This is a genomic window from Nostoc sp., assembly GCF_036917935.1.
Classification (GTDB): Bacteria; Cyanobacteriota; Cyanobacteriia; order Cyanobacteriales; family Nostocaceae; genus Nostoc.
The window spans coordinates 250,969-270,075 of the sequence record NZ_JBALEL010000068.1; the positions used below are offsets into that span (position 1 = coordinate 250,969).

Annotated in this window: 24 protein-coding genes; 20 read left to right on the plus strand and 4 right to left on the minus strand. The window is 44.5% G+C overall.

From position 1 onward, the window contains the following. Positions 1-271: 271 nt before the first annotated feature. The 3 genes from V7K62_RS30680 to V7K62_RS30690 form a co-directional block, all read right to left on the minus strand. The gene (locus V7K62_RS30680) at positions 272-964 is read right to left on the minus strand and encodes a PEP-CTERM sorting domain-containing protein (protein ID WP_334870908.1); all 693 of its coding nucleotides are present in this window, start codon (positions 962-964) and stop codon (positions 272-274) included. Between the two features lie 662 nt (positions 965-1,626). Continuing rightward, entirely contained in the window at positions 1,627-1,944 is a 318-nt protein-coding gene (locus tag V7K62_RS30685) for an RNA recognition motif domain-containing protein (protein ID WP_179068324.1), read from the minus strand. 264 nt (positions 1,945-2,208) lie between these two features. Beyond that, the gene (locus tag V7K62_RS30690) at positions 2,209-2,748 is read right to left on the minus strand and encodes a phycobiliprotein lyase (protein ID WP_334870910.1); all 540 of its coding nucleotides are present in this window, start codon (positions 2,746-2,748) and stop codon (positions 2,209-2,211) included. Positions 2,749-3,274: 526 nt separating this feature from the next. On the opposite strand from V7K62_RS30690, the gene V7K62_RS30695 reads away from it, so the two are divergent. Next, positions 3,275-4,723, plus strand: coding sequence for an efflux RND transporter periplasmic adaptor subunit (locus tag V7K62_RS30695; RefSeq protein ID WP_334870911.1), 1,449 nt, complete (start codon positions 3,275-3,277; stop codon positions 4,721-4,723). Between the two features lie 75 nt (positions 4,724-4,798). Continuing rightward, positions 4,799-8,071 (plus strand): efflux RND transporter permease subunit, encoded by a 3,273-nt coding sequence (locus tag V7K62_RS30700; protein ID WP_334870913.1) that lies wholly within the window; start codon positions 4,799-4,801, stop codon positions 8,069-8,071. 101 nt (positions 8,072-8,172) lie between these two features. Here the strand turns inward: V7K62_RS30700 and V7K62_RS30705 are convergent, their stop codons facing one another. Beyond that, a complete protein-coding gene (locus tag V7K62_RS30705) occupies positions 8,173-8,649 on the minus strand; it encodes an NAD(P)H-quinone oxidoreductase subunit N (RefSeq protein WP_334870916.1) in 477 nt (158 codons plus the stop codon). Positions 8,650-9,569: 920 nt separating this feature from the next. On the opposite strand from V7K62_RS30705, the gene rplC reads away from it, so the two are divergent. The 18 genes from rplC to rplO all read left to right on the plus strand — a co-directional run bounded on the left by rplC (position 9,570) and on the right by rplO (position 19,070). After that, positions 9,570-10,208, plus strand: coding sequence for a 50S ribosomal protein L3 (rplC, locus tag V7K62_RS30710; protein ID WP_334870918.1), 639 nt, complete (start codon positions 9,570-9,572; stop codon positions 10,206-10,208). A gap of 89 nt (positions 10,209-10,297) precedes the next feature. After that, complete coding sequence (gene rplD / locus V7K62_RS30715; protein WP_334870920.1) at positions 10,298-10,936, plus strand: 50S ribosomal protein L4; 639 nt, start codon at positions 10,298-10,300, stop codon at positions 10,934-10,936. After that, on the plus strand, positions 10,929-11,243 hold the full coding sequence (locus tag V7K62_RS30720) for a 50S ribosomal protein L23 (RefSeq protein ID WP_094349089.1): 315 nt from the start codon (positions 10,929-10,931) through the stop codon (positions 11,241-11,243). Before rplD ends, V7K62_RS30720 begins: the two co-directional genes overlap by 8 nt. A gap of 154 nt (positions 11,244-11,397) precedes the next feature. Beyond that, positions 11,398-12,261 carry a 50S ribosomal protein L2 gene (gene rplB / locus V7K62_RS30725; protein WP_069070778.1) on the plus strand — a complete coding sequence of 288 codons (864 nt, stop codon included), beginning with the start codon at positions 11,398-11,400 and terminating at the stop codon, positions 12,259-12,261. A gap of 143 nt (positions 12,262-12,404) precedes the next feature. Next, positions 12,405-12,683, plus strand: coding sequence for a 30S ribosomal protein S19 (gene rpsS / locus V7K62_RS30730; protein WP_012410721.1), 279 nt, complete (start codon positions 12,405-12,407; stop codon positions 12,681-12,683). 81 nt (positions 12,684-12,764) lie between these two features. After that, entirely contained in the window at positions 12,765-13,121 is a 357-nt protein-coding gene (rplV, locus tag V7K62_RS30735) for a 50S ribosomal protein L22 (RefSeq protein ID WP_292725310.1), read from the plus strand. A 54-nt stretch (positions 13,122-13,175) separates the two neighbouring features. Beyond that, positions 13,176-13,955 (plus strand): 30S ribosomal protein S3, encoded by a 780-nt coding sequence (gene rpsC / locus V7K62_RS30740; protein WP_334870923.1) that lies wholly within the window; start codon positions 13,176-13,178, stop codon positions 13,953-13,955. 116 nt (positions 13,956-14,071) lie between these two features. After that, positions 14,072-14,497 carry a 50S ribosomal protein L16 gene (gene rplP / locus V7K62_RS30745; RefSeq protein WP_334870925.1) on the plus strand — a complete coding sequence of 142 codons (426 nt, stop codon included), beginning with the start codon at positions 14,072-14,074 and terminating at the stop codon, positions 14,495-14,497. 3 nt (positions 14,498-14,500) lie between these two features. After that, positions 14,501-14,728 (plus strand): 50S ribosomal protein L29, encoded by a 228-nt coding sequence (gene rpmC, locus V7K62_RS30750; protein ID WP_179068334.1) that lies wholly within the window; start codon positions 14,501-14,503, stop codon positions 14,726-14,728. 6 nt (positions 14,729-14,734) lie between these two features. After that, complete coding sequence (rpsQ, locus tag V7K62_RS30755) at positions 14,735-14,983, plus strand: 30S ribosomal protein S17 (RefSeq protein WP_100901244.1); 249 nt, start codon at positions 14,735-14,737, stop codon at positions 14,981-14,983. A 46-nt stretch (positions 14,984-15,029) separates the two neighbouring features. Further along, positions 15,030-15,398 (plus strand): 50S ribosomal protein L14, encoded by a 369-nt coding sequence (gene rplN, locus V7K62_RS30760; protein ID WP_069070772.1) that lies wholly within the window; start codon positions 15,030-15,032, stop codon positions 15,396-15,398. Then, positions 15,398-15,751 carry a 50S ribosomal protein L24 gene (gene rplX, locus V7K62_RS30765; RefSeq protein WP_069070771.1) on the plus strand — a complete coding sequence of 118 codons (354 nt, stop codon included), beginning with the start codon at positions 15,398-15,400 and terminating at the stop codon, positions 15,749-15,751. Before rplN ends, rplX begins: the two co-directional genes overlap by 1 nt. A 105-nt stretch (positions 15,752-15,856) precedes the next feature. Further along, entirely contained in the window at positions 15,857-16,405 is a 549-nt protein-coding gene (gene rplE, locus V7K62_RS30770) for a 50S ribosomal protein L5 (protein WP_334803093.1), read from the plus strand. Between the two features lie 20 nt (positions 16,406-16,425). Continuing rightward, the gene (rpsH, locus tag V7K62_RS30775; protein WP_012410712.1) at positions 16,426-16,827 is read left to right on the plus strand and encodes a 30S ribosomal protein S8; all 402 of its coding nucleotides are present in this window, start codon (positions 16,426-16,428) and stop codon (positions 16,825-16,827) included. Between the two features lie 100 nt (positions 16,828-16,927). After that, positions 16,928-17,476 carry a 50S ribosomal protein L6 gene (gene rplF, locus V7K62_RS30780; RefSeq protein ID WP_334870928.1) on the plus strand — a complete coding sequence of 183 codons (549 nt, stop codon included), beginning with the start codon at positions 16,928-16,930 and terminating at the stop codon, positions 17,474-17,476. A 2-nt stretch (positions 17,477-17,478) separates the two neighbouring features. Next, positions 17,479-17,841 carry a 50S ribosomal protein L18 gene (rplR, locus tag V7K62_RS30785; RefSeq protein ID WP_094349098.1) on the plus strand — a complete coding sequence of 121 codons (363 nt, stop codon included), beginning with the start codon at positions 17,479-17,481 and terminating at the stop codon, positions 17,839-17,841. Between the two features lie 106 nt (positions 17,842-17,947). Further along, on the plus strand, positions 17,948-18,475 hold the full coding sequence (gene rpsE / locus V7K62_RS30790; protein WP_229547634.1) for a 30S ribosomal protein S5: 528 nt from the start codon (positions 17,948-17,950) through the stop codon (positions 18,473-18,475). Between the two features lie 151 nt (positions 18,476-18,626). Further along, on the plus strand, positions 18,627-19,070 hold the full coding sequence (gene rplO / locus V7K62_RS30795; RefSeq protein ID WP_334870929.1) for a 50S ribosomal protein L15: 444 nt from the start codon (positions 18,627-18,629) through the stop codon (positions 19,068-19,070). Positions 19,071-19,107: the final 37 nt, after the last annotated feature.

Below are 19,107 nucleotides of genomic sequence, written 5' to 3' on the forward strand. Positions count from 1 at the left end.
TGAAAAAATAATTGTATTATTTAACCCCGCTGGAATCCTTACCAATCAGCGGGTTTTTTTAATTAACTTGCTCAAGGGTGCGATCGTATAAAAATCAAAGTTAAGATTTGATATTAAATCAAAATATAATACTAAAAAAAATGGTTCTACCATACCTCTTATGCCAAGTAGTGTTCAAGTGCCACGAAAGGAACTTTTTGTAGACCTTTCACTTGGATTAATGAGCATAAAGAAAGTCAGTAGAACTCAAAAACCTTGTTACAAACAGTCGTTAATTCCCAAGATTTAACTGTTTACGCTTCCGGGTGGAAACAATACCGAATGCACCTATTGCTAAAAGACCAAGTACAGAAGCAGGTTCAGGAACTGTTTGGAAACCTTCTGGCGGTTTTTCTGCAAAGTAAACTTCATCCAAAAAGTTTCCTATTGAGGGATTACCACCAGCAGCAGATACTGAGTCAAACTGCCAGCGTGTTGTACCACCAGTCGCAACAGTTGCGCCCTGATACTCTACCCAAGCTGTGTTGCCAGTACTATATAGTTGGCTGAAGAGAGTGGAATTAGTCGCAAGGTCAATAATAGACAAGCGCATTGTATCTATACCTTCACGACCTTCATGGAAAAATCGCCAAAACATAGTTGAACCAGCTGTAGTCTCTACATCTTGATATAAGCTAGATACTTGATTAGCATTGAGTTCAGCATATTGATCTGTGCCTAATGCTCCAGTATGGAACAGTCTAGGAGTTTGAATTTCAATTTTATTATCTGTAGCTGTAGTCTCCCACCCAGCAATAAGAGATTCGTCGATCGAGTCCCATGATCGGTCACTAGAGACAACAAGCTGTTCAAAACCACCATTAATTAAGCCTGTAGCATGAGCTTCTTGTGCATTTCCCACAATACCCAAAGATAGAGCTACAGATCCAATAGTTACAACAGCTAGTTTGCTAATATTTTTCATGTTCACCGATGTATGAGTGTTTCTAGACCTCTCAAATATAAGTTTTAGTTCTCAATGTTTGGGTAAAGACACCGTAAAATAGCAGTCAAAATGTATAAAATTAGTACTTTTTTTTACGTTATAAAGCGAAGTTTTTCTGCGTAATAATACTGATTAGATTTTTGAATGCTTGCTGGCAATGCGACTCAGATCCTTATATATCCGGCATAATAAAGTCTGTTGAACTTTCGTAACCTTTCCTCAAAGTCAGCAGCGAGGTTTTTTCAATGTTTGTCCCTCTCAACTTGCTCCTATCCATTACCCAGAGATGTCTTCAGATTTAGAAGACAAATATTCAGCATTAAGTTGCCGAAGGATCGTCTATGAGGCGATCGCAAAATAGAAGTAGTTGAGAGCGATCGTTAGTTTTAGTAAATTATCGTATAGTCAGGCATATATCTGGCGAACAGCCTGTTCATTTGCTGCTAAGTTGCATCTGGAAATTGAACAATGATCGATGGAAAATGATCTTTCATCAGGGCACTCTGGTTAGAGAATGATATGTGCGGTATGATAAGTAACTGCCCGAAATTATTTAGAATCAAAGTTTTGCATAGAAAAGGCTCAAGCATTGCTGCCTGAGCCTTTTCTAGATTAAATTAGGTTGCTTTCGTCTATTTAGCTTAGTAGCGGTTGTTACGGTTATAGCCGCCGCCACCACCACGATTACCACCACCGAAAGAACCACCACCTCTGTCTTCTCTGGGCTTGGCCTTATTCACTTTAAGGTCACGACCAAGCCATTCAGCACCATCAAGGGCTTCAATGGCTTTTGTTTCTTCATCTTCTGAATTCATTTCCACGAAAGCAAATCCGCGTAAACGACCTGTTTCACGGTCAGTGGGTAGTTGAACACGCTTTACAGTACCATATTCTGCAAATACAGCACTCAGCGCATCTTGTGTAACATCATAGGAGAGGTTACCTACGTAAATTGACATTAAATGTCTCCAAAATCATAAGTTTGTAGAGATTTAGATTTCGGAGAGAAGTCTGTAATACCAAAAGGGAAAAGCCTGTCAATACTAAAAACAAACACTGTCGCCGAATTAATTCTCATTTCACTTTCCATGATGACATAGCAACTAACTTTCTGGGTAAAAGTTTGAAAAACTGTTATAAAAAGTTATATTTGCAGATGGTAGCTAGGTGCTAGCTAATCCCAAAATGGGTGAGGCGATAGTGAACCGCACCCACCCGATAAACTAATCCACTCTCTTTTCTAAATATTGACCAATCATCAACTGCTCACCAGCACGGGAGATAATTGTTTGTCTGGTGCGGTATTTGCTGCCAATTAGTTTTAACTCTTCTTCAAACATTGAACCGTTGTACTCAGTTCGCAAACACAGTGTTTTAGGGTTGGAGAAGTAATAGTGGGCGGTGACTGGTTTGGATATGGCAAAACCGCGATCGCGATACAAAATGTTTCCCACAGCCCCAAATAATGTTGAACCTTGCGACTCTTTCCTTGCCTTCAGCACATCGGTACTTTCCCATGTAACTGCTGCACCACAGATCAAACTACCTGTATCAGACAAATTGTGCATCTGAGCTAGCTTTTGCAATTCATCACAATCCTGCTCTAGAAAATTGATCGTAACCATACTCTCCATCTCCTTAGTTTCTCCCTCTGGGAGAGTATAGTAGCGTCGTTGCGATCGCCACTTACCCGCTGATTCCTGGAAAAATTCGGAAATCTCGGATTCGTCAGCGGTTTGTGCAATTTTTAGCAATGATGTCACTTGTAACTTTCCTGACCTAATATTGGTGGCTGTAATATATATCGCCCTTTTCTTTGCTGTCTATGCAAGTGCTTAGTCGAGATGTTACAGCGTCAAAAAAAGCAATTTATGTTTACTATTCTTAATATATTGGATCAAGCGTAAAAATTACTAGGCATTTTGCTATCGTAAATCTGGCTATGTCAGCCTAAATATAGTGATTTAATACTGCCCATTTTAGAAGTAGAGGCGTAAAATTCCCGTATTTTCAGTAAACGCAAGTCTTCTACTAAGGGCAGATTGCAAGAAATTTAAAAATATTTATACTGAGTTAAGAATTGCATCGTCAGCTAAAAAGCTGCCGACTCAATGTAATCAGTTAAAGTGGTGGGAATTTTTCGGAATAAAAAGTAATTTTTGATACAAAATTCTGCAAGAAGTATAGCTAATTGACTCTCGCCGCATTTCACTAGTCACAACGTCTCAAAATTACTTGGTAATGCACGGCTGTTTAACCCCAAAAGCTCCCCAAATAGGAGAAAAATAAATGATTTTGGACAGAAATAAGCCGCACAAGCAGGCGAAAATCTCACCTTTCGCAGCCGCTAACCAGGTAATTAATACCCAGTTAGATTCAGTTGTGAAGACTGATGTGGCTGTTGCAGACACAAAAAGTAGCGTTGACACAAAAGTCTCTTCCCCTTTTGCATCCATATTATTGATTCCCTGTTTGCTGGGCATAGGACTGCTGACAGCGAATTGTGGAGGGCTACCCAAGGAAGAACCGGCTGATGCACAATCTCAGAGTCATGGTAGTGGGCAACGTGTTAATGCAACGGCTGTAGATGTAGCGATCGCTCGAACTGACTTGCTACAAAAACAACCAGAATATATAGGTAATACAACACCCTTTCGGATTGTATCAGTGCGATCACAGATAGAAGCGCGGTTGTTGGCTTTGAACTTAGATGTGGGCGATACGGTGAAGCTTGGGCAAAACGTCGGGCGGTTAGATGATGCCATACTTTCGACCGAATTAAAGCAAACAGAAGCAGAGCTAGCAGCCCTCAAATCAGAAGTAGCTAGGGCAACAAATCAGGTAAGCAATGCCCGTGCAGACGTAGAACGGGCGCGGCTAGAAGTAGTACAAGCTCAAGCAGACTCACAACGGCAACAAAATCTATTCAAAGCCGGAGCGATCGCTGAACAAACTGCCCAGCAAGCACGTACCCAGGCAAAAACAGCTGCTCAGTCACTGCGGGCAGCCCAAGAACAGGTTCGTACAGAACAGCAAGCCGTCGCAGCTGCTCAAGGTAGAGTACTTGCTCAACAGGCTTTGGTTGCTCAAACCAAAGAGCGCAGGTCTTACGCTCGACTCACATCCCCCATCACTGGCGTAGTCACAGAAAAGGTGACAGAACCAGGCAACCTTTTGCAAGCAGGTAGCGAAGTCTTGAAAATTGGCGACTTTAACCGTGTCAAAGTCGCCCTTGCAATTTCCGAATTAGAACTGTCACAAATTCAGGTTGGACAGTCTGTACAAGTCCGCTTAGATGCCTTCCCTAAAGAAGCATTAATTGGTAGAGTTAGGCGCATTTCCCCAGCTGCCGATGCCACAGCTCGCTTGATACCTGTAGAAGTAGTGATTCCCAACAATCAAGGCAAGATTGGCAGCGGACTACTGGCGCGAGTCAACTTTGAAAATCAGACTCAACAGCGGGTAGTAGTGCCGCAAACAGCTATTCAAAAACAAGCAGGGGCAGCAAAGGGAAGAGGAAAAGAGCAAGAAAACCCATCGGGGACGCTATTTGTGGTGAAAGACACAGATGGTAAGACGAAAGTAGCGACACGTGCTGTCACCTTAGGAAAAAGGGCTGATGGGAGAGTGGAAATTTTATCCGGTTTACAAGCGGGAGAGCGCTATGTTGTTCGTAGTGGTAAGCCGTTAAAAGAAGGTGACACTGTAGGTCTTTCAATTCTTTCAGAAAAGCAATAGTAGGGTGAGCAATAACCACCATACGAATGAAAAAAGTACTCAGTAGTCAGCACTTAGCACTTATCACTTAGTATCATGCAACAGGCAAACAATAACAATGGCAATGGCGGATTTAGCCTTAGTGCGATCGCTATTCGTCAACACATTGGCACACTCATGCTCACCGTGGCAGTAATTGTCATCGGGGTATTTTTTCTCACAACGATCCAAGTCGATCTCCTACCTTCTATTACCTATCCCCGAATTGGGGTTCGGCTAGAAGCCCCTGGTATTTCACCAGAAGTAGCAGTAGATGAAATCACTAGACCCTTAGAAGAAGCTTTATCGGCAACCGAGAATGTAGTACAAGTTTTTTCCCGCACTCGTGAGGGACAGGTAAGCCTCGATTTATACTTCCAACCAGGGGGCGATATTGACCAAGCCCTAAACGATGCTACTGCTGCTTTTAACCGAGGTCGAGGACAACTGCCGGATACGATAGAGGAGCCGCGCTTATTTAAAGTCGATCCCTCTCAATTGCCAGTTTATGAATTGGCGCTGACCTCTGCTTCGTTGCCAGGTAAAGATTTACGCGTATTTGCTGATGAAGAGTTAAACCGTGAACTCAGTGTCGTGCCAGGAGTCGCCTCAGTTGATGTATCTGGTGGTGCTGAGGAAGAAGTACGGGTGCTTGTTGACTTAAACCGATTGCAAGCTTTGGGTGTCGGGTTAAATGATGTCTTAAATGAATTAACAGCCCGTAACCAAGATACTTCTGGAGGTCGGATTCTGGGGCAAAATTCCGAGCCATTGACTCGGACTGTCGGACGTTTCCAAAATGCCAAGGAAATTGAAAACCTTTCTTTGGAAGTTTCCTCTTCTTCTCCCACTACCACTGCTACTACTATCACTACGACCCCTGCACCTTCTCGCCGCGTCTACTTGCGAGACTTTGCAGAGGTAATTGACGATACAGAAGACCAACGAGTATTTGTTTACCTCAACCGTCAGCCTGCTGTGAAATTTTCAGTCCAAAAGCAGCCTGAGGCCAACACAATCACAGTTGTAGATGCTGTGAAGCGGCGAATTGAACAATTACGGCAATCGGGTTTAATTCCAGCAGACATGACTTTGAGTCCCACTACAGATGAATCTGTCTTCATCCGCAATTCTTTAAATGATGTCATCTTTTCGGGGATTTCTGGGGCATTGTTAGCAGCAGCAGCAGTGTTGTTATTTTTGGGATCATTCAGGCAAACATTTATTATCAGTTTGACGATTCCGCTGTGTACTCTGGCAGCGATCGCTCTAATGAAAATATTTGGCTTGACTTTGAATGTATTCAGTTTAGCAGGGTTGACATTAGGAGTCGGTCAAGCAATTGATACATCGGTTGTGATTTTAGAAAATATTTCTGAAAAAGCGGGGATGACTCCCAATCAGAGAGAGATGCAAGAAGGGGATTCGGGGAGAAATTCCAAATTCTTTATTGACAGTGCGATCGCAGCTTCCCAAGAAGTAGAATCTGCTTTAATTGCTGCTACAGGTGCCAACTTAGTTTCTGTAGTGCCATTCCTTTTAATTGGCGGCTTTATTGCACTGCTATTTAATGAACTGATTTTGACAATTAGCTTCGCAGTTGCAGCATCCCTTGTCGTCGCCATCACAGTAGTACCGATGCTGTCTTCTCGACTTTTGGGAATTCGCTGGTCTAGTCGGATCAGTGAATTTTGGCTGCTTAGACAGTTTAATCACCGATTTGAAGACGCGACGCGGGGATACGGTAACTTCTTAACTAAGGTTTTACGCTATCGGCTTTTTGTAGTAACTGCTGCTTTGCTAATTTTAGGCGGCAGTAGCTTCTTTATGTTTGGTCAAATTCCCCAAGAAATTTTACCCCGGATCAGTACTGGTCAAGCTAACTTGAGAGCGCAGTTTCCGCCCGGTACACCTTTAGCAACTTCTGAAAAAGTTATGCAAATTGTCGATGACATTTTGCTCAAACAACCAGAAACGGAGTCTGCTTTCACAACTGTGGGTGGTTCTTTATTTGGCAGCAATACTACAGAAAATCCTTTACGTGCCAGCAGCACCATCAATCTCAAACCAGGCACAGATGTCGAAGCTTTCGTCAAAAAAGTAACTCAGGAATTTAATAAACTCAACTTAGCAGGAATTCTGCTGCGCCTCAATCCTGGTCAGGTGCGGGGTTTAATCTTGAGTAATTCTCCAGTACAAGGGTCAGAAGTTGACGTGATTCTGCAAGGTGAGAATGAAGAAAACTTAACGCAAGCAGGGGCACAAGTGCTGCAAGCATTACAAGAAAGGGCAAAATTAGCGACATTTCGACCAGATGCCGACCCCCGGCAACCGGAAATCCAAATTCGCCCCGACTGGGAACGGGTTTCAGCTTTAGGGTTGACCGCCGGGCAAATTGGTGCAACAGTTCAAACAGCAATTGAAGGTTCAGTTCCCACGCAAATTCAACGCGGTAATCGTTTAGTTGATGTGCGGGTGCAGCTAAATAAAGAAGCGATTCAGCGTCCTTCCCAGTTAGAGCAATTACCGCTATTTACAGAAAACAATCAACTAATCCGCCTTTCAGATGTGGCGAACATTCAAGAAGGTCAAGCGCCTGGTGAAGTGCAACGGATTAATCAGCGCCAAGCTTTTATTGTCGCAGGTAATCTTAGCGAGGGAGCTAGTCTTGGTGAAGCGATCGCAGAAGTAAACGAGGTACTCAAGGATGTAGACTTACGTGATGGCGTTTCAATTGTGCCTAGTTCTGCTCAAGAAACTAATCAGCAACTTCAGGATGCTTTAAAAACTTTGGGGGCATTGGCATCGTTCTTAATCTTTGTAGTCATGGCGGTGCAATACAATTCGCTAATTGACCCATTGGTAATTATGTTCACCGTACCACTGGCGTTAGCTGGGGGAATTTTTGGACTTTACATTACCCAAACGGCAATTGGCGCAACTGTAATTGTTGGTGTCGTGCTGCTGGTGGGAATTGTGGTGAACGCGGGAATTCTCATGGTAGAACTGGCAAACCAAATTCGGGAAGAAGTTGGTTGTAGTCGCCAAATTGCGATCATGAAAGCTGCTCCTCAACGCTTGCGCCCAATTATCATGACCACAGTCACTACTATCTTGGGACTGTTTCCTTTGGCATTGGGCATTGGCGAAGGTTCTGAGTTTTTGCAGCCATTAGGGATTGTAGTTTTCTTTGGGATGGCGATCGCAACAATGCTGACACTATTTATCATCCCCTGTTTTTATATTCTGCTGCACGATTTGCTAGGTGGAAATTGGGCAAAGCCAGTGTTAATCCGGTTGCGTGGATTTACGAAAAAACTTATCAGCTAATGAGCATTTAAGTTGCACATAGCGCAATACCGTTGATTGCCAATATATGGAGAGTAAGGAGTGAGGAGTTTGAAACTTTTAACTCCTCACTTTTATCACTGTTAGCTAGCTAACAGAGTTTTTTCTAGAGAAGTCCAACGGAAAGAGCGATCGCCACCCCTCTCAATAACTACTTTCACTCGTGGTTCTAACTGAGGCAAATTCGTTAAATACTCAACTTCCTCATTGGAAAGAATATGCCCTTCAATAATCCACAAGACCAGCCCCTTTGACTTTGGTGGTAGCTGTTCTAGATGAGAATTGAGAATTGGGGGTAGATAGTACACATGACCTACTGCTGCACCGCTACCAGTGCTTTTTTTACCAAGATGAGGAGGTCTGACTCCATGAATTCTTGTGAGATATGCAGCTACGTCACCCAGTCCTTTAGCGGTAATGTGGAGGGTGGTATAGCCAGCTGCCCGTAGTCGGCGCTGATATCGACCTTCATAACCTCCTTCCAGAGGTACATACACTCCAAGAGCGCCAAATTTTTCCAGATCGCGGATTAAACCGTTGCCAGTGGTAATTAGTGCCATAGATTTTCGTCTTATCCCACTTAGATATCTCTATTATTTACCCTGAACCGATAGATTAAAAGCATTTTTTTGGGCATTGGGCATTGGGCATTGGCTATAATTCTTCTCGCCCTGCTTTCCCCAGTCCCCATTCCCCAAAAATACCTCTATAAACTACTGGACAAACATAAATAAATAATTTATATTATTAGATTGTGACCAAACACGCAAATTAGGTTGACTTTTTACTGTCATTCTGAGGTAGTGTTAGCATCAAAAGCTGATGACTTAATCCAAATTGGATAATCTAACTCAGATTGATCATAGACTGGTAAACTAAGAAAGCTTTCAGGTCAACATTGGAGCTTATGTAGGCTCCAGGGTAAGTTTACTCCTATGCCTCTGAAAAAGCAGGCAAAATCTTAAACAATAGTTTAAGGTGTTTAAGGAAGTAAAAACTGAGCAGCAATGTTGGTTTCATGGCATTACGTCAGTCTCAGTTAACGGATACTGGGCGGTAAAAACCGCTTAAGTCCAACTGCAACAGGGCAGTAGCCAATCTCCGGGAACCCGTCTGAATGGGCGTGTACAAATCGGAAAACCCGCCGACAGCGCTGCCTCCAGAAAGTGCCAGAGCAATTGCTTGGACGAAAGCATTGCTGCACACAGCTTTAAGCTGTAGCGCCTTGCATTGATTCCAGAAGTTACTCCTTCCCAATGGGAAGGGACTTGTGGCTGTTCTGGTGATCTAGTGAGTGAAGCTAAACAGATTCACCAAGCAGTACGGACACGGTTTGTTGTGTCCGAAAGCATTTGGAGCGGTTTATTTTAATAAGCCATTCCAAATTTCGCAGGCTAATCCAGCCTAAACTGATGCGTACAAAGCGTGTCCTCTAGAGTCCAATTCCAAGGTCAGCAAGTAGAAAGGAGAACCAGTTACTGTGTCTGTAGGTATTCTCGGCACCAAGCTGGGCATGACCCAAATATTTGACGAAGCAGGAGTAGCTATTCCTGTGACTGTCATTCAAGCAGGGCCATGCACTGTTACACAAGTTAAAACGAAACAAACCGACGGTTACTTTGCCATTCAAGTTGGTTATGGCGAAGTCAAACCAAAGGCACTAAACAGACCACTGCTAGGTCATTTGGCTAAATCATCTGCCCCAGCATTGCGTCACTTAAATGAATATCACACCGATAGCTCTAGTGATTATGCTTTAGGTCAACAGATTAAAGCAGATATTTTTAGCGCAGGTCAAATTGTCGATGTCGTCGGCACAAGCATCGGTCGCGGCTTTGCGGGAAACCAAAAGCGCAACAACTTTGCTCGTGGTCCCATGTCACACGGTTCTAAAAACCACAAAGCGCCCGGTTCCATTGGTGCTGGTACAACACCAGGTCGTGTCTATCCAGGTAAGCGGATGGCAGGGCGTTTAGGTGGCAAACGCATCACAATCCGCAAGCTGACCATAGTGCGAGTTGACCCAGAACGCAACTTATTGCTAATTAAGGGAGCCATTCCTGGTAAACCGGGTGCATTAGTAAGTGTTGTGCCTGCAACAATAGTGGGTAGTCATTAGTTAAAAGTCATTAGTCAGTAGTCATTGGCTAAGGACAAATGGCAAAAGACCAATGACAAATGACCAAGGACAAAGGACAGATAACAAAGATGGTTGAAAGCGTAGTTAAAAATTGGCAAGGAGAACAGGTCGGTGAGACGACCTTCGAGTTGCGCGTTGCCAAGGATGAAACAGCGTCTCATATTGTGCATCGTGCCTTAGTACGGCAATTGACCAATGCTCGTCAAGGAAATGCCAGTACAAAAACTCGTGCTGAAGTCAGAGGTGGCGGTCGTAAACCTTGGAGACAAAAAGGTACTGGTCGCGCTCGTGCCGGGTCTATTCGTTCACCACTATGGCGTGGTGGTGGTGTGATCTTTGGGCCAAAGCCCAGAGACTTCAACCTCAAATTGAACCGCAAAGAGCGACGTTTAGCACTGCGGACAGCATTTGTAGGTCGCATTGAGGATTTGATCGTAGTAGAAGAATTTAGCACCGAGCTATCTCGCCCGAAGACCAAAGAATTAGTGGCAGCGCTTGCCCGTTGGGGAGTAGTGCCAGAAAGCAAGTCACTGTTAATTTTGTCTGAGATTGCGGATACAGATAACATTTATTTGTCAGCCCGCAACATTGAAAATTTAAAACTAATTGCAGCCGACCAGCTAAATGTTTTTGATTTACTGCACGCTGACAAGATTGTAGTTACGGCATCAGCTCTAGAAAAAATTCAGGAGGTCTACAGTGCCTAGCTTTGACCCCCGCGATCTTGCCGACTTAGTGCGTCGCCCAATTGTCACCGAGAAAGCGACCATCTTGATGGAGCAGAATAAGTACACCTTTGAAGTAATTCCAAAGGCATCTAAGCCAGAAATCAAGGCTGCGATCGAAGACTTATTTCAGGTCAAGGTTGTAAAAGTCAACACCATCCTACCACCGCGTAAAAAGCGGCGTGTTGGTAAATTTATTGGTTATAAGCCCCAATATAAGCGAGCCATTGTCACCGTCGCACCTGGGGATGAAGACAAGATTAGACAAGTTCTCTTCCCAGAAGTCTAAAAAAGTTGTGAGTTAGGAGTTAAGAGTTACTGAACTCAAAACTTAAAACTCAGCAACGCCAGTTGCTACAACGGAGGGAACCTCCGCAACGCACTGGCTCATCAGCACGGGCTAAACACCCCGCTATCGCTAACAGCACTCAGCACTTAAAAATATGGGTACTCGTTCTTATCGCCCTTATACCCCCAGCACTCGCCAAGTTACAATCTCTGACTTTGCGGAAATTACCAAAACCGAGCCAGAGAAATCCTTAACAACCTCGAAGCATCGCGCCAAAGGTCGGAATAATCACGGGCGGATTACTAGTCGTCGCCGGGGTGGCGGGCACAAACAGCTTTACCGGATCATCGATTTTAAAAGGGATAAACATAATATTCCTGCTAAAGTCGCAGCGATTGAATATGATCCTAACCGCAATGCCCGAATTGCCCTTTTGTATTACCAAGATGGCGAAAAACGGTACATCCTTCACCCCAACGGGTTGAAAGTTGGAACAATAATTATTTCTGGCCCTGAAGCTCCCTTTGAAGATGGTAATGCCTTACCGCTCTCAAAGATTCCCTTGGGTACTAGTGTTCACAACGTAGAATTCACTCCTGGTAAAGGTGGTCAAATTGTACGTGCTGCTGGTGCTAGCGCCCAAGTTGTGGCAAAAGAAGGTAATTACGTAACCCTGAAGTTGCCTTCAGGAGAAGTCCGCTTGATTCGACGTGAGTGCTACGCCACCATTGGGCAAGTCGGCAACACCGATGCGAGAAACCTGAGTGCAGGTAAAGCCGGACGAAATCGGTGGAAAGGTCGCCGTCCTAAGGTTAGAGGTAGCGTCATGAACCCAGTGGATCACCCACATGGTGGTGGTGAAGGTAGAGCGCCTATCGGTAGATCGGGGCCTGTTACACCTTGGGGTAAACCCACATTGGGTGCGAAGACACGCAATCGCAAGAAACTTAGCAGCAAGTTGATTGTGCGTCGTCGTCGTAAGTCTTCTAAACGCGGTCGCGGTGGTCGTGAATCATAGAATTTTAGATTTTAGATTTTGGATTTTAGATTGGGGTCTACTTGTAAACATTGAAAATTTGTGAAACTTGATTCAGACACCTAATTATCCAAAATCCGAAATTCTAAATCCTAATTCCTAAATCCTAATTCCAAAATTGAACTATGGGTCGTTCTCTAAAAAAAGGTCCCTTCGTTGCGGATCATCTCCTAAAGAAAATTGAAAAGCTCAACGACAACAACAGAAAAGAAGTTATTAAAACTTGGTCACGAGCTTCGACAATTTTGCCCCTAATGGTAGGTCACACTATAGCTGTTCACAATGGACGCCAACACGTTCCAGTTTTTGTAAATGAACAGATGGTAGGACACAAGTTGGGTGAATTTGCCCCGACACGCACCTACAGGGGTCATGGAAAAAGTGACAAAAAAGCAGGTAGGTAGTTATTAGTCATTACGTCATTAGTCATTAGCTAAAGACAAGTGACAAATGACCAGTGACAAATGACAAAATTGGAGAAAATTATGGCTAATGATACTACTGAAGTAAAAGCGATCGCTCGTTTTATCCGCATCTCGGCTTACAAAGTGCGTCGCGTACTCGATCAAATTCGGGGGCGATCGTACCGAGAAGCGTTAATCATCCTGGAATTCATGCCCTATCGCGCCACTGATCCGATCTTGAAGGTTCTCAGAAGCGCTGCTGCCAATGCCGAACACAACGCTGGGTTAGATCGGACTCAACTAGTGATTACTCAGGCTTATGCCGATCAAGGGCCGCCGTTGAAGCGGTTCCAACCAAGGGCGCAAGGTCGAGCTTACCAAATTCGCAAGCCGACGTGTCATATTACTGTGGCCGTTGCCGCCGCCCCAGAAAAATAAGCTTTTTTTACACGAAGAAATTGCGTAAAGTAAGAAATTTTAGAGGAAGCATTCGTGGGACAGAAGATTCATCCAGTTGGTTTTCGCCTGGGTATTACACATGAACATCAATCCCGTTGGTTTGCTGTTCCTGACCGCTATCCAGAACTTCTACAAGAAGACTACAAACTCCGTCAATACATAGAACAAAAACTAGGTAGACAGGCTCAAAACAACGCCGGAATTTCTGAAGTACGGATTGAGCGCAAAGCCGACCAAATCGACTTAGAAGTACGTACAGCTAGACCTGGCGTGGTAGTGGGTCGTGGTGGACAAGGTATCGAATCCTTACGTACCGGACTCCAAGGGCTGTTGGGCAGTAATCGTCAAATTCGCATCAACGTAGTTGAAGTGCAACGAGTTGATGCTGATGCTTACCTCATTGCCGAATACATTGCTCAACAATTAGAACGTCGGGTTTCCTTTCGGCGGGTAGTGCGGCAATCGATTCAGCGTGCCCAACGCGCTGGTGTTCAAGGTATTAAAATCCAAGTCAGCGGTCGGCTCAACGGTGCAGAAATTGCCCGGACAGAGTGGACTCGTGAAGGTAGAGTACCTTTACATACCTTACGGGCGGACATTGACTACTCTTATTGCACGGCAAAAACTGTTTACGGCATTTTGGGTATCAAAGTATGGGTATTTAAAGGAGAAATTATTCCTGGACAGGAAGAAACTCCGTTACCACCAGCAACTCGCGATCCCCGCGATCGTGGCGATCGCGATCGTGAACCCCGTCGCCGTCAACAACAACGTCGTCGCCAGCAATTTGAAGACCGCTCAAATGAAGGATAAATCGTCATTAGTCATTAGTCATTAGTTATTAGTAAATGGCAGATGACAAATGACATAGAGGCCCTTTGGCGGCTTCCCGTAGGGTAGGACAAATGACAAATGACAAGTAACAAACCATGTTAAGCCCTAGAAGAACTAAATTCCGCAAGCAACAGCGCGGACGGATGGAAGGACTAGCCACCCGTGGTAGTACCCTCAACTTCGGTGATTTTGCACTCCAAGCGCAAGAACCTGCTTGGATTACCTCGCGTCAAATCGAGGCTTCTCGTCGGGCAATGACCCGTTATATTCGTCGGGGTGGACAAATCTGGATTCGGATTTTCCCTGATAAACCTGTAACCATGCGTCCTGCTGAAACCCGGATGGGTTCCGGTAAAGGTAATCCAGAGTATTGGGTAGCGGTAGTCAAACCAGGGCGAATTTTGTTTGAAATCGGCGGAGTTACTGAAGAAATCGCCCGTGAAGCGATGCGCTTGGCTTCATTTAAACTGCCCATCAAAACTAAGTTTATTGTGCGCTCTCAACCACAGGAGCAGGAGTAACTTATGCCTCTTCCCAAGATTTCAGAAGCTAGAGAATTAAGTGACGAAAAACTCTCTGATGAAATTGTCGCGATCAAAAGACAACTATTTCAGTTGCGCTTGCAAAAAGCCACCAGACAACTAGAAAAGCCCCATCAGTTCCGACAATTGCGCCATCGCCTAGCCCAATTGCTGACGCTAGAAACAGAACGCAAACGGGCAGCAAGTCAATCGGCTAAAGAAAAAAAGTAGGAGATTATGGCAGTTAAAGAACGAGTTGGCTTGGTAGTGAGCGATAAAATGCAAAAAACTGTGGTAGTGGCCATAGAAAACCGCGCTCCTCACCCCAAGTACGGCAAGATTGTGGTTAACACCCAACGATATAAAGTTCACGACGAAGAAAATAAGTGTAAAGTAGGCGATCGCGTTCGCATTCAGGAAACTAGACCCCTGAGTAAAACCAAGCGCTGGAAAATCACAGAAGTCCTGAACGTCAAGCCTACTTAAACCTCATCGTTGTTAGAAACTAACAACATTACAAGGGAGAATAATTGTGATTCAACCCCAAACTTACCTGAATGTCGCAGATAATAGCGGCGCCCGCAAACTAATGTGCATCCGCATCTTAGGCGGAGGCAACCGTCGTTATGGTTTTATCGGCGATAAAATTATCGCAGTTGTCAAAGATGCTACACCCAATATGGCTGTAAAAAAGTCTGATGTTGTGGAAGCAGTAATTGTCAGGACTCGTAAAGCTGTAAGTCGTGACAGCGGTATGAGTATTCGCTTTGATGATAACGCCGCTGTGATCATCAACAAAGACGGTAATCCCAGAGGCACACGGGTTTTTGGCCCAGTTGCTCGGGAACTGCGCGATAAAAACTTTACCAAAATTGTTTCTCTGGCTCCGGAGGTGCTTTAATGGCAACCAAACAGGGTACGCCCAAAGTATTCCACAAAATGCACGTCAAAACTGGCGACACCGTACAAGTGATTGCTGGCAAAGATAAAGGAAAAGTTGGCGAAATCACTCAGGCACTTCCCCAACTGAGTAAAGTTATCGTCAAAGGTGTCAACATTAAAACCAAACATGTCAAACCCCAGCAAGAAGGGGAATCAGGGCGAATTATTACCCAAGAATTCCCAATTCATAGCTCCAACGTCATGCTTTATTCCACCAAGCAAAACGTTGCCAGTCGTGTTGGTTACACCTTTACGTCAGAAGGCAAAAAGGTGAGAAAACTCAAGAAAACTGGCGAGATTCTGGATAAATAAGAATCAGCCAACTTGAGATTTTAGATTTTAAATTTAATCCAAAATCTAAAATCAAAAATTAAAGCTTCCCTGACCAAGCCCAGGGATATCAGGACAAAAAAAACTATGCCGACAACAAGACTCAAAACCTTATATCAAGAGACAATCGTCCCCAAACTGATCAATCAGTTTCAATATACCAACGTTCATCAAGTACCGAAGTTGGTAAAGGTTACGATTAACCGAGGTTTGGGTGAAGCAGCTCAAAATGCGAAGTCACTAGAGGCATCGATCAACGAAATTGCCTTGGTAACAGGTCAAAAACCAGTGGTGACACGGGCGAAAAAGGCGATCGCTGGCTTTAAGATTCGTCAAGGGATGCCTGTGGGGATCATGGTTACTCTCAGAGCCGAACGGATGTATGCCTTTTTCGACCGACTAGTTAGCCTGTCATTACCCAGAATTAGAGATTTTCGCGGCGTTAGCCCTAAAAGCTTTGACGGACGCGGTAACTACACTCTGGGTGTAAGAGAACAGCTAATTTTTCCAGAAGTCGAATACGACAGTGTTGATCAAGTACGTGGGATGGATATTTCCATCATCACCACAGCAAAAAACGACGAAGAGGGACGCGCCTTACTTAAAGAATTAGGAATGCCCTTTCGCGATCAATAAGTTCATCTATAGAGGGAACGATGGCGGCTAACGACACAATTGCAGATATGCTGACGCGCATCCGCAATGCCAACCTGGCGCGGCATCAAACTACACAAGTGCCAGCTACAAAAATGACCCGGAGTATTGCCAAAGTACTACGGGAGGAAGGCTTTATTGCTGAAATAGAAGAAGCAGAAGAAGGGGTAAAACACAACCTAGTGATTTCCCTGAAATACAAGGGTAAAAACCGTCAGCCTCTGATCACCGCCTTAAAGCGAGTGAGTAAGCCTGGCTTGCGTGTTTACTCCAATCGAAAAGAATTACCAAGGGTACTAGGCGGCATTGGCATTGCCATTATTTCTACATCCAGTGGTATTATGACTGACCGCGAAGCGCGGCGTCAGAACTTGGGTGGCGAAGTGCTTTGTTACGTTTGGTAGTCATTGGTCATTAGTCATTTGTCATTAGTCATTAGAAAAAGACAAAGGACAAAAGACAAAGGACAAAAGGCAAAGGACAAATAACAAAGGACAAAAAGTCATGTCTCGTATTGGTAAACGTCCAATTACTATTCCCGCCAAAGTTCAAGTGGCGATCGATGGTACGAAGATTGTGGTGAAAGGCCCGAAAGGAGAACTTTCTCGCACTCTCACAGCTAATGTATCAGTCTCTCAAGAGGGAGAAATATTACAGGTAAATCGTCGGGATGAAACTCGTACCTCAAAGCAGCTACACGGCTTGAGCCGGACTTTAGTTGCCAACATGGTCGAGGGAGTTTCCCAAGGTTTTCAGCGCCGTTTGGAAATTCAAGGTGTTGGTTACAGGGCACAACTTCAAGGGCGTAACCTACTTTTAAATATGGGTTATAGCCATCCGGTGCAAATTGTTCCGCCAGATGGAATTCAGTTTGCTGTAGAAGGTACCACTAACGTCATTGTCAGCGGCTATGACAAAGAAATCGTCGGTAACACAGCCGCAAAAATTCGTGCAGTTCGTCCACCAGAACCTTATAAAGGTAAAGGCATTCGCTATGCCGGTGAAGTGGTCAGACGGAAAGCTGGTAAGACTGGTAAGGGTGGTAAGAAGTAGAAATGAAACTTACTCGTAGAGAATCAAAAAACCGTCGTCATCGGCGTGTTCGTGGCAAAGTTATTGGCTCCCCAGAACGTCCGCGTTTAGCGGTATTTCGTTCTAATGAGCATATTTATGCCCAGTTAATTGATGATACTCAGCATCAAACCATCGTGGCAGCATCGACTGTAGAACCAGAGTTGAAATCTAGTTTAGCGTCATGTGCAAACCGCGACGCATCGGTGCAAGTTGGGAAGTTGATCGCAGTGCGATCGCTAGAAAAAGGCATCACCAAAGTAGTCTTTGATCGCGGTGGTAACTTATATCATGGTCGTGTCAAAGCACTAGCTGATGCAGCACGCGAAGCTGGTTTAGATTTCTAAAGTCATTAGTCATTAGTCATTGGTCATTAGTTATTGGACAAATGACAAAAGACAAATGACAACTGACAAATGACAACTGACAAATGACGTTAAAAGAGCATAAATTATGGCAACAGAGCGTAAAAGTAGAACAAAGCGTGCCAAAAAAGAAGAAACCACTTGGCAAGAGCGAGTTATCCAAATCCGACGCGTAAGTAAAGTGGTCAAAGGTGGTAAAAAACTCAGTTTCCGAGCGATCGTTGTCGTTGGTAACGAACGCGGTCAAGTTGGTGTCGGAGTAGGCAAAGCCTCAGATGTAATTGGCGCCGTCAAAAAAGGCGTAGCCGACGGCAAAAAACACCTCATTGATGTCCCAATCACCAAATCCAACTCCATCCCCCATCCTATTGATGGTGTCGGTGGCGGTGCAAAAGTGATTATGCGTCCAGCCTCACCTGGTACTGGGGTAATTGCTGGTGGTGCCGTGCGAACTGTGTTGGAATTGGCAGGAGTTCGTAACGTCTTAGCCAAGCAACTAGGCTCCAACAATCCGCTCAATAATGCTAGAGCCGCAGTTAACGCCTTATCTACACTGCGTACCCTTGCTGAGGTCGCTGAAGATCGCGGTATTCCTATTCAAAATCTCTACATCTAATTTAGTCATTAGTCATTGCTCATTAGTCATTAGTGAATAACAAAGGACAAATGAAAAATGACAAAGCGCAAAGTCCGAGCGGAGGTTTCCTCCGATTGGAACTTTGTAAGAGACGACAAATGACAAACGACAAATGAGAACTTGATAACTTATGAGACTCCATGATGTTAAGCCGCAAAAAGGCTCAAAGAAACGCAAGAAGCGTGTAGCTAGAGGTATTTCTGCCGGTCAAGGTGCCAGTGCTGGTCTAGGTATGCGGGGTCAAAAATCTCGTTCTGGTAGTGGTACCCGACCAGGTTTTGAAGGTGGTCAACAGCCATTGTACCGCCGCTTACCTAAGCTGAAGGGCTTTCCGATTGTTAATCAGAAGATTTACACTACGATTAATGTAGAGAAGCTAGCCTCCCTTCCCGCTAATACGGAAGTAACTTTGGCCTCATTGAAAGCCGCAGGTATTCTGACTGCTGTCAAAGGGCCATTGAAAATTTTAGGTAACGGGGAATTGAGCACTCCGCTCAAGGTACAAGCGGCAGCTTTCACAGGTTCAGCTCGTAGCAAAATTGAGGCAGCTGGTGGTAGTTGTGAAGTCTTATGAGTGAGCCGGAACAGCGCACTTAAATGCAAGTCAACTC

Excerpts from the sequence above, each read along its gene's own strand:
- V7K62_RS30680 (WP_334870908.1), bottom strand. The coding sequence starts at position 964 with ATGAAAAATATTAGCAAACTAGCTGTTGTAACTATTGGATCTGTAGCT.
- V7K62_RS30685 (WP_179068324.1), bottom strand. The coding sequence starts at position 1,944 with ATGTCAATTTACGTAGGTAACCTCTCCTATGATGTTACACAAGATGCG.
- V7K62_RS30695 (WP_334870911.1), top strand. The coding sequence starts at position 3,275 with ATGATTTTGGACAGAAATAAGCCGCACAAGCAGGCGAAAATCTCACCT.
- V7K62_RS30700 (WP_334870913.1), top strand. The coding sequence starts at position 4,799 with ATGCAACAGGCAAACAATAACAATGGCAATGGCGGATTTAGCCTTAGT.
- V7K62_RS30705 (WP_334870916.1), bottom strand. The coding sequence starts at position 8,649 with ATGGCACTAATTACCACTGGCAACGGTTTAATCCGCGATCTGGAAAAA.
- rplD (WP_334870920.1), top strand. The coding sequence starts at position 10,298 with ATGGTTGAAAGCGTAGTTAAAAATTGGCAAGGAGAACAGGTCGGTGAG.
- rplB (WP_069070778.1), top strand. The coding sequence starts at position 11,398 with ATGGGTACTCGTTCTTATCGCCCTTATACCCCCAGCACTCGCCAAGTT.
- rpsS (WP_012410721.1), top strand. The coding sequence starts at position 12,405 with ATGGGTCGTTCTCTAAAAAAAGGTCCCTTCGTTGCGGATCATCTCCTA.
- rplV (WP_292725310.1), top strand. The coding sequence starts at position 12,765 with ATGGCTAATGATACTACTGAAGTAAAAGCGATCGCTCGTTTTATCCGC.
- rplP (WP_334870925.1), top strand. The coding sequence starts at position 14,072 with ATGTTAAGCCCTAGAAGAACTAAATTCCGCAAGCAACAGCGCGGACGG.
- rpmC (WP_179068334.1), top strand. The coding sequence starts at position 14,501 with ATGCCTCTTCCCAAGATTTCAGAAGCTAGAGAATTAAGTGACGAAAAA.
- rpsQ (WP_100901244.1), top strand. The coding sequence starts at position 14,735 with ATGGCAGTTAAAGAACGAGTTGGCTTGGTAGTGAGCGATAAAATGCAA.
- rplX (WP_069070771.1), top strand. The coding sequence starts at position 15,398 with ATGGCAACCAAACAGGGTACGCCCAAAGTATTCCACAAAATGCACGTC.
- rplE (WP_334803093.1), top strand. The coding sequence starts at position 15,857 with ATGCCGACAACAAGACTCAAAACCTTATATCAAGAGACAATCGTCCCC.
- rpsH (WP_012410712.1), top strand. The coding sequence starts at position 16,426 with ATGGCGGCTAACGACACAATTGCAGATATGCTGACGCGCATCCGCAAT.
- rplF (WP_334870928.1), top strand. The coding sequence starts at position 16,928 with ATGTCTCGTATTGGTAAACGTCCAATTACTATTCCCGCCAAAGTTCAA.
- rplR (WP_094349098.1), top strand. The coding sequence starts at position 17,479 with ATGAAACTTACTCGTAGAGAATCAAAAAACCGTCGTCATCGGCGTGTT.
- rpsE (WP_229547634.1), top strand. The coding sequence starts at position 17,948 with ATGGCAACAGAGCGTAAAAGTAGAACAAAGCGTGCCAAAAAAGAAGAA.
- rplO (WP_334870929.1), top strand. The coding sequence starts at position 18,627 with ATGAGACTCCATGATGTTAAGCCGCAAAAAGGCTCAAAGAAACGCAAG.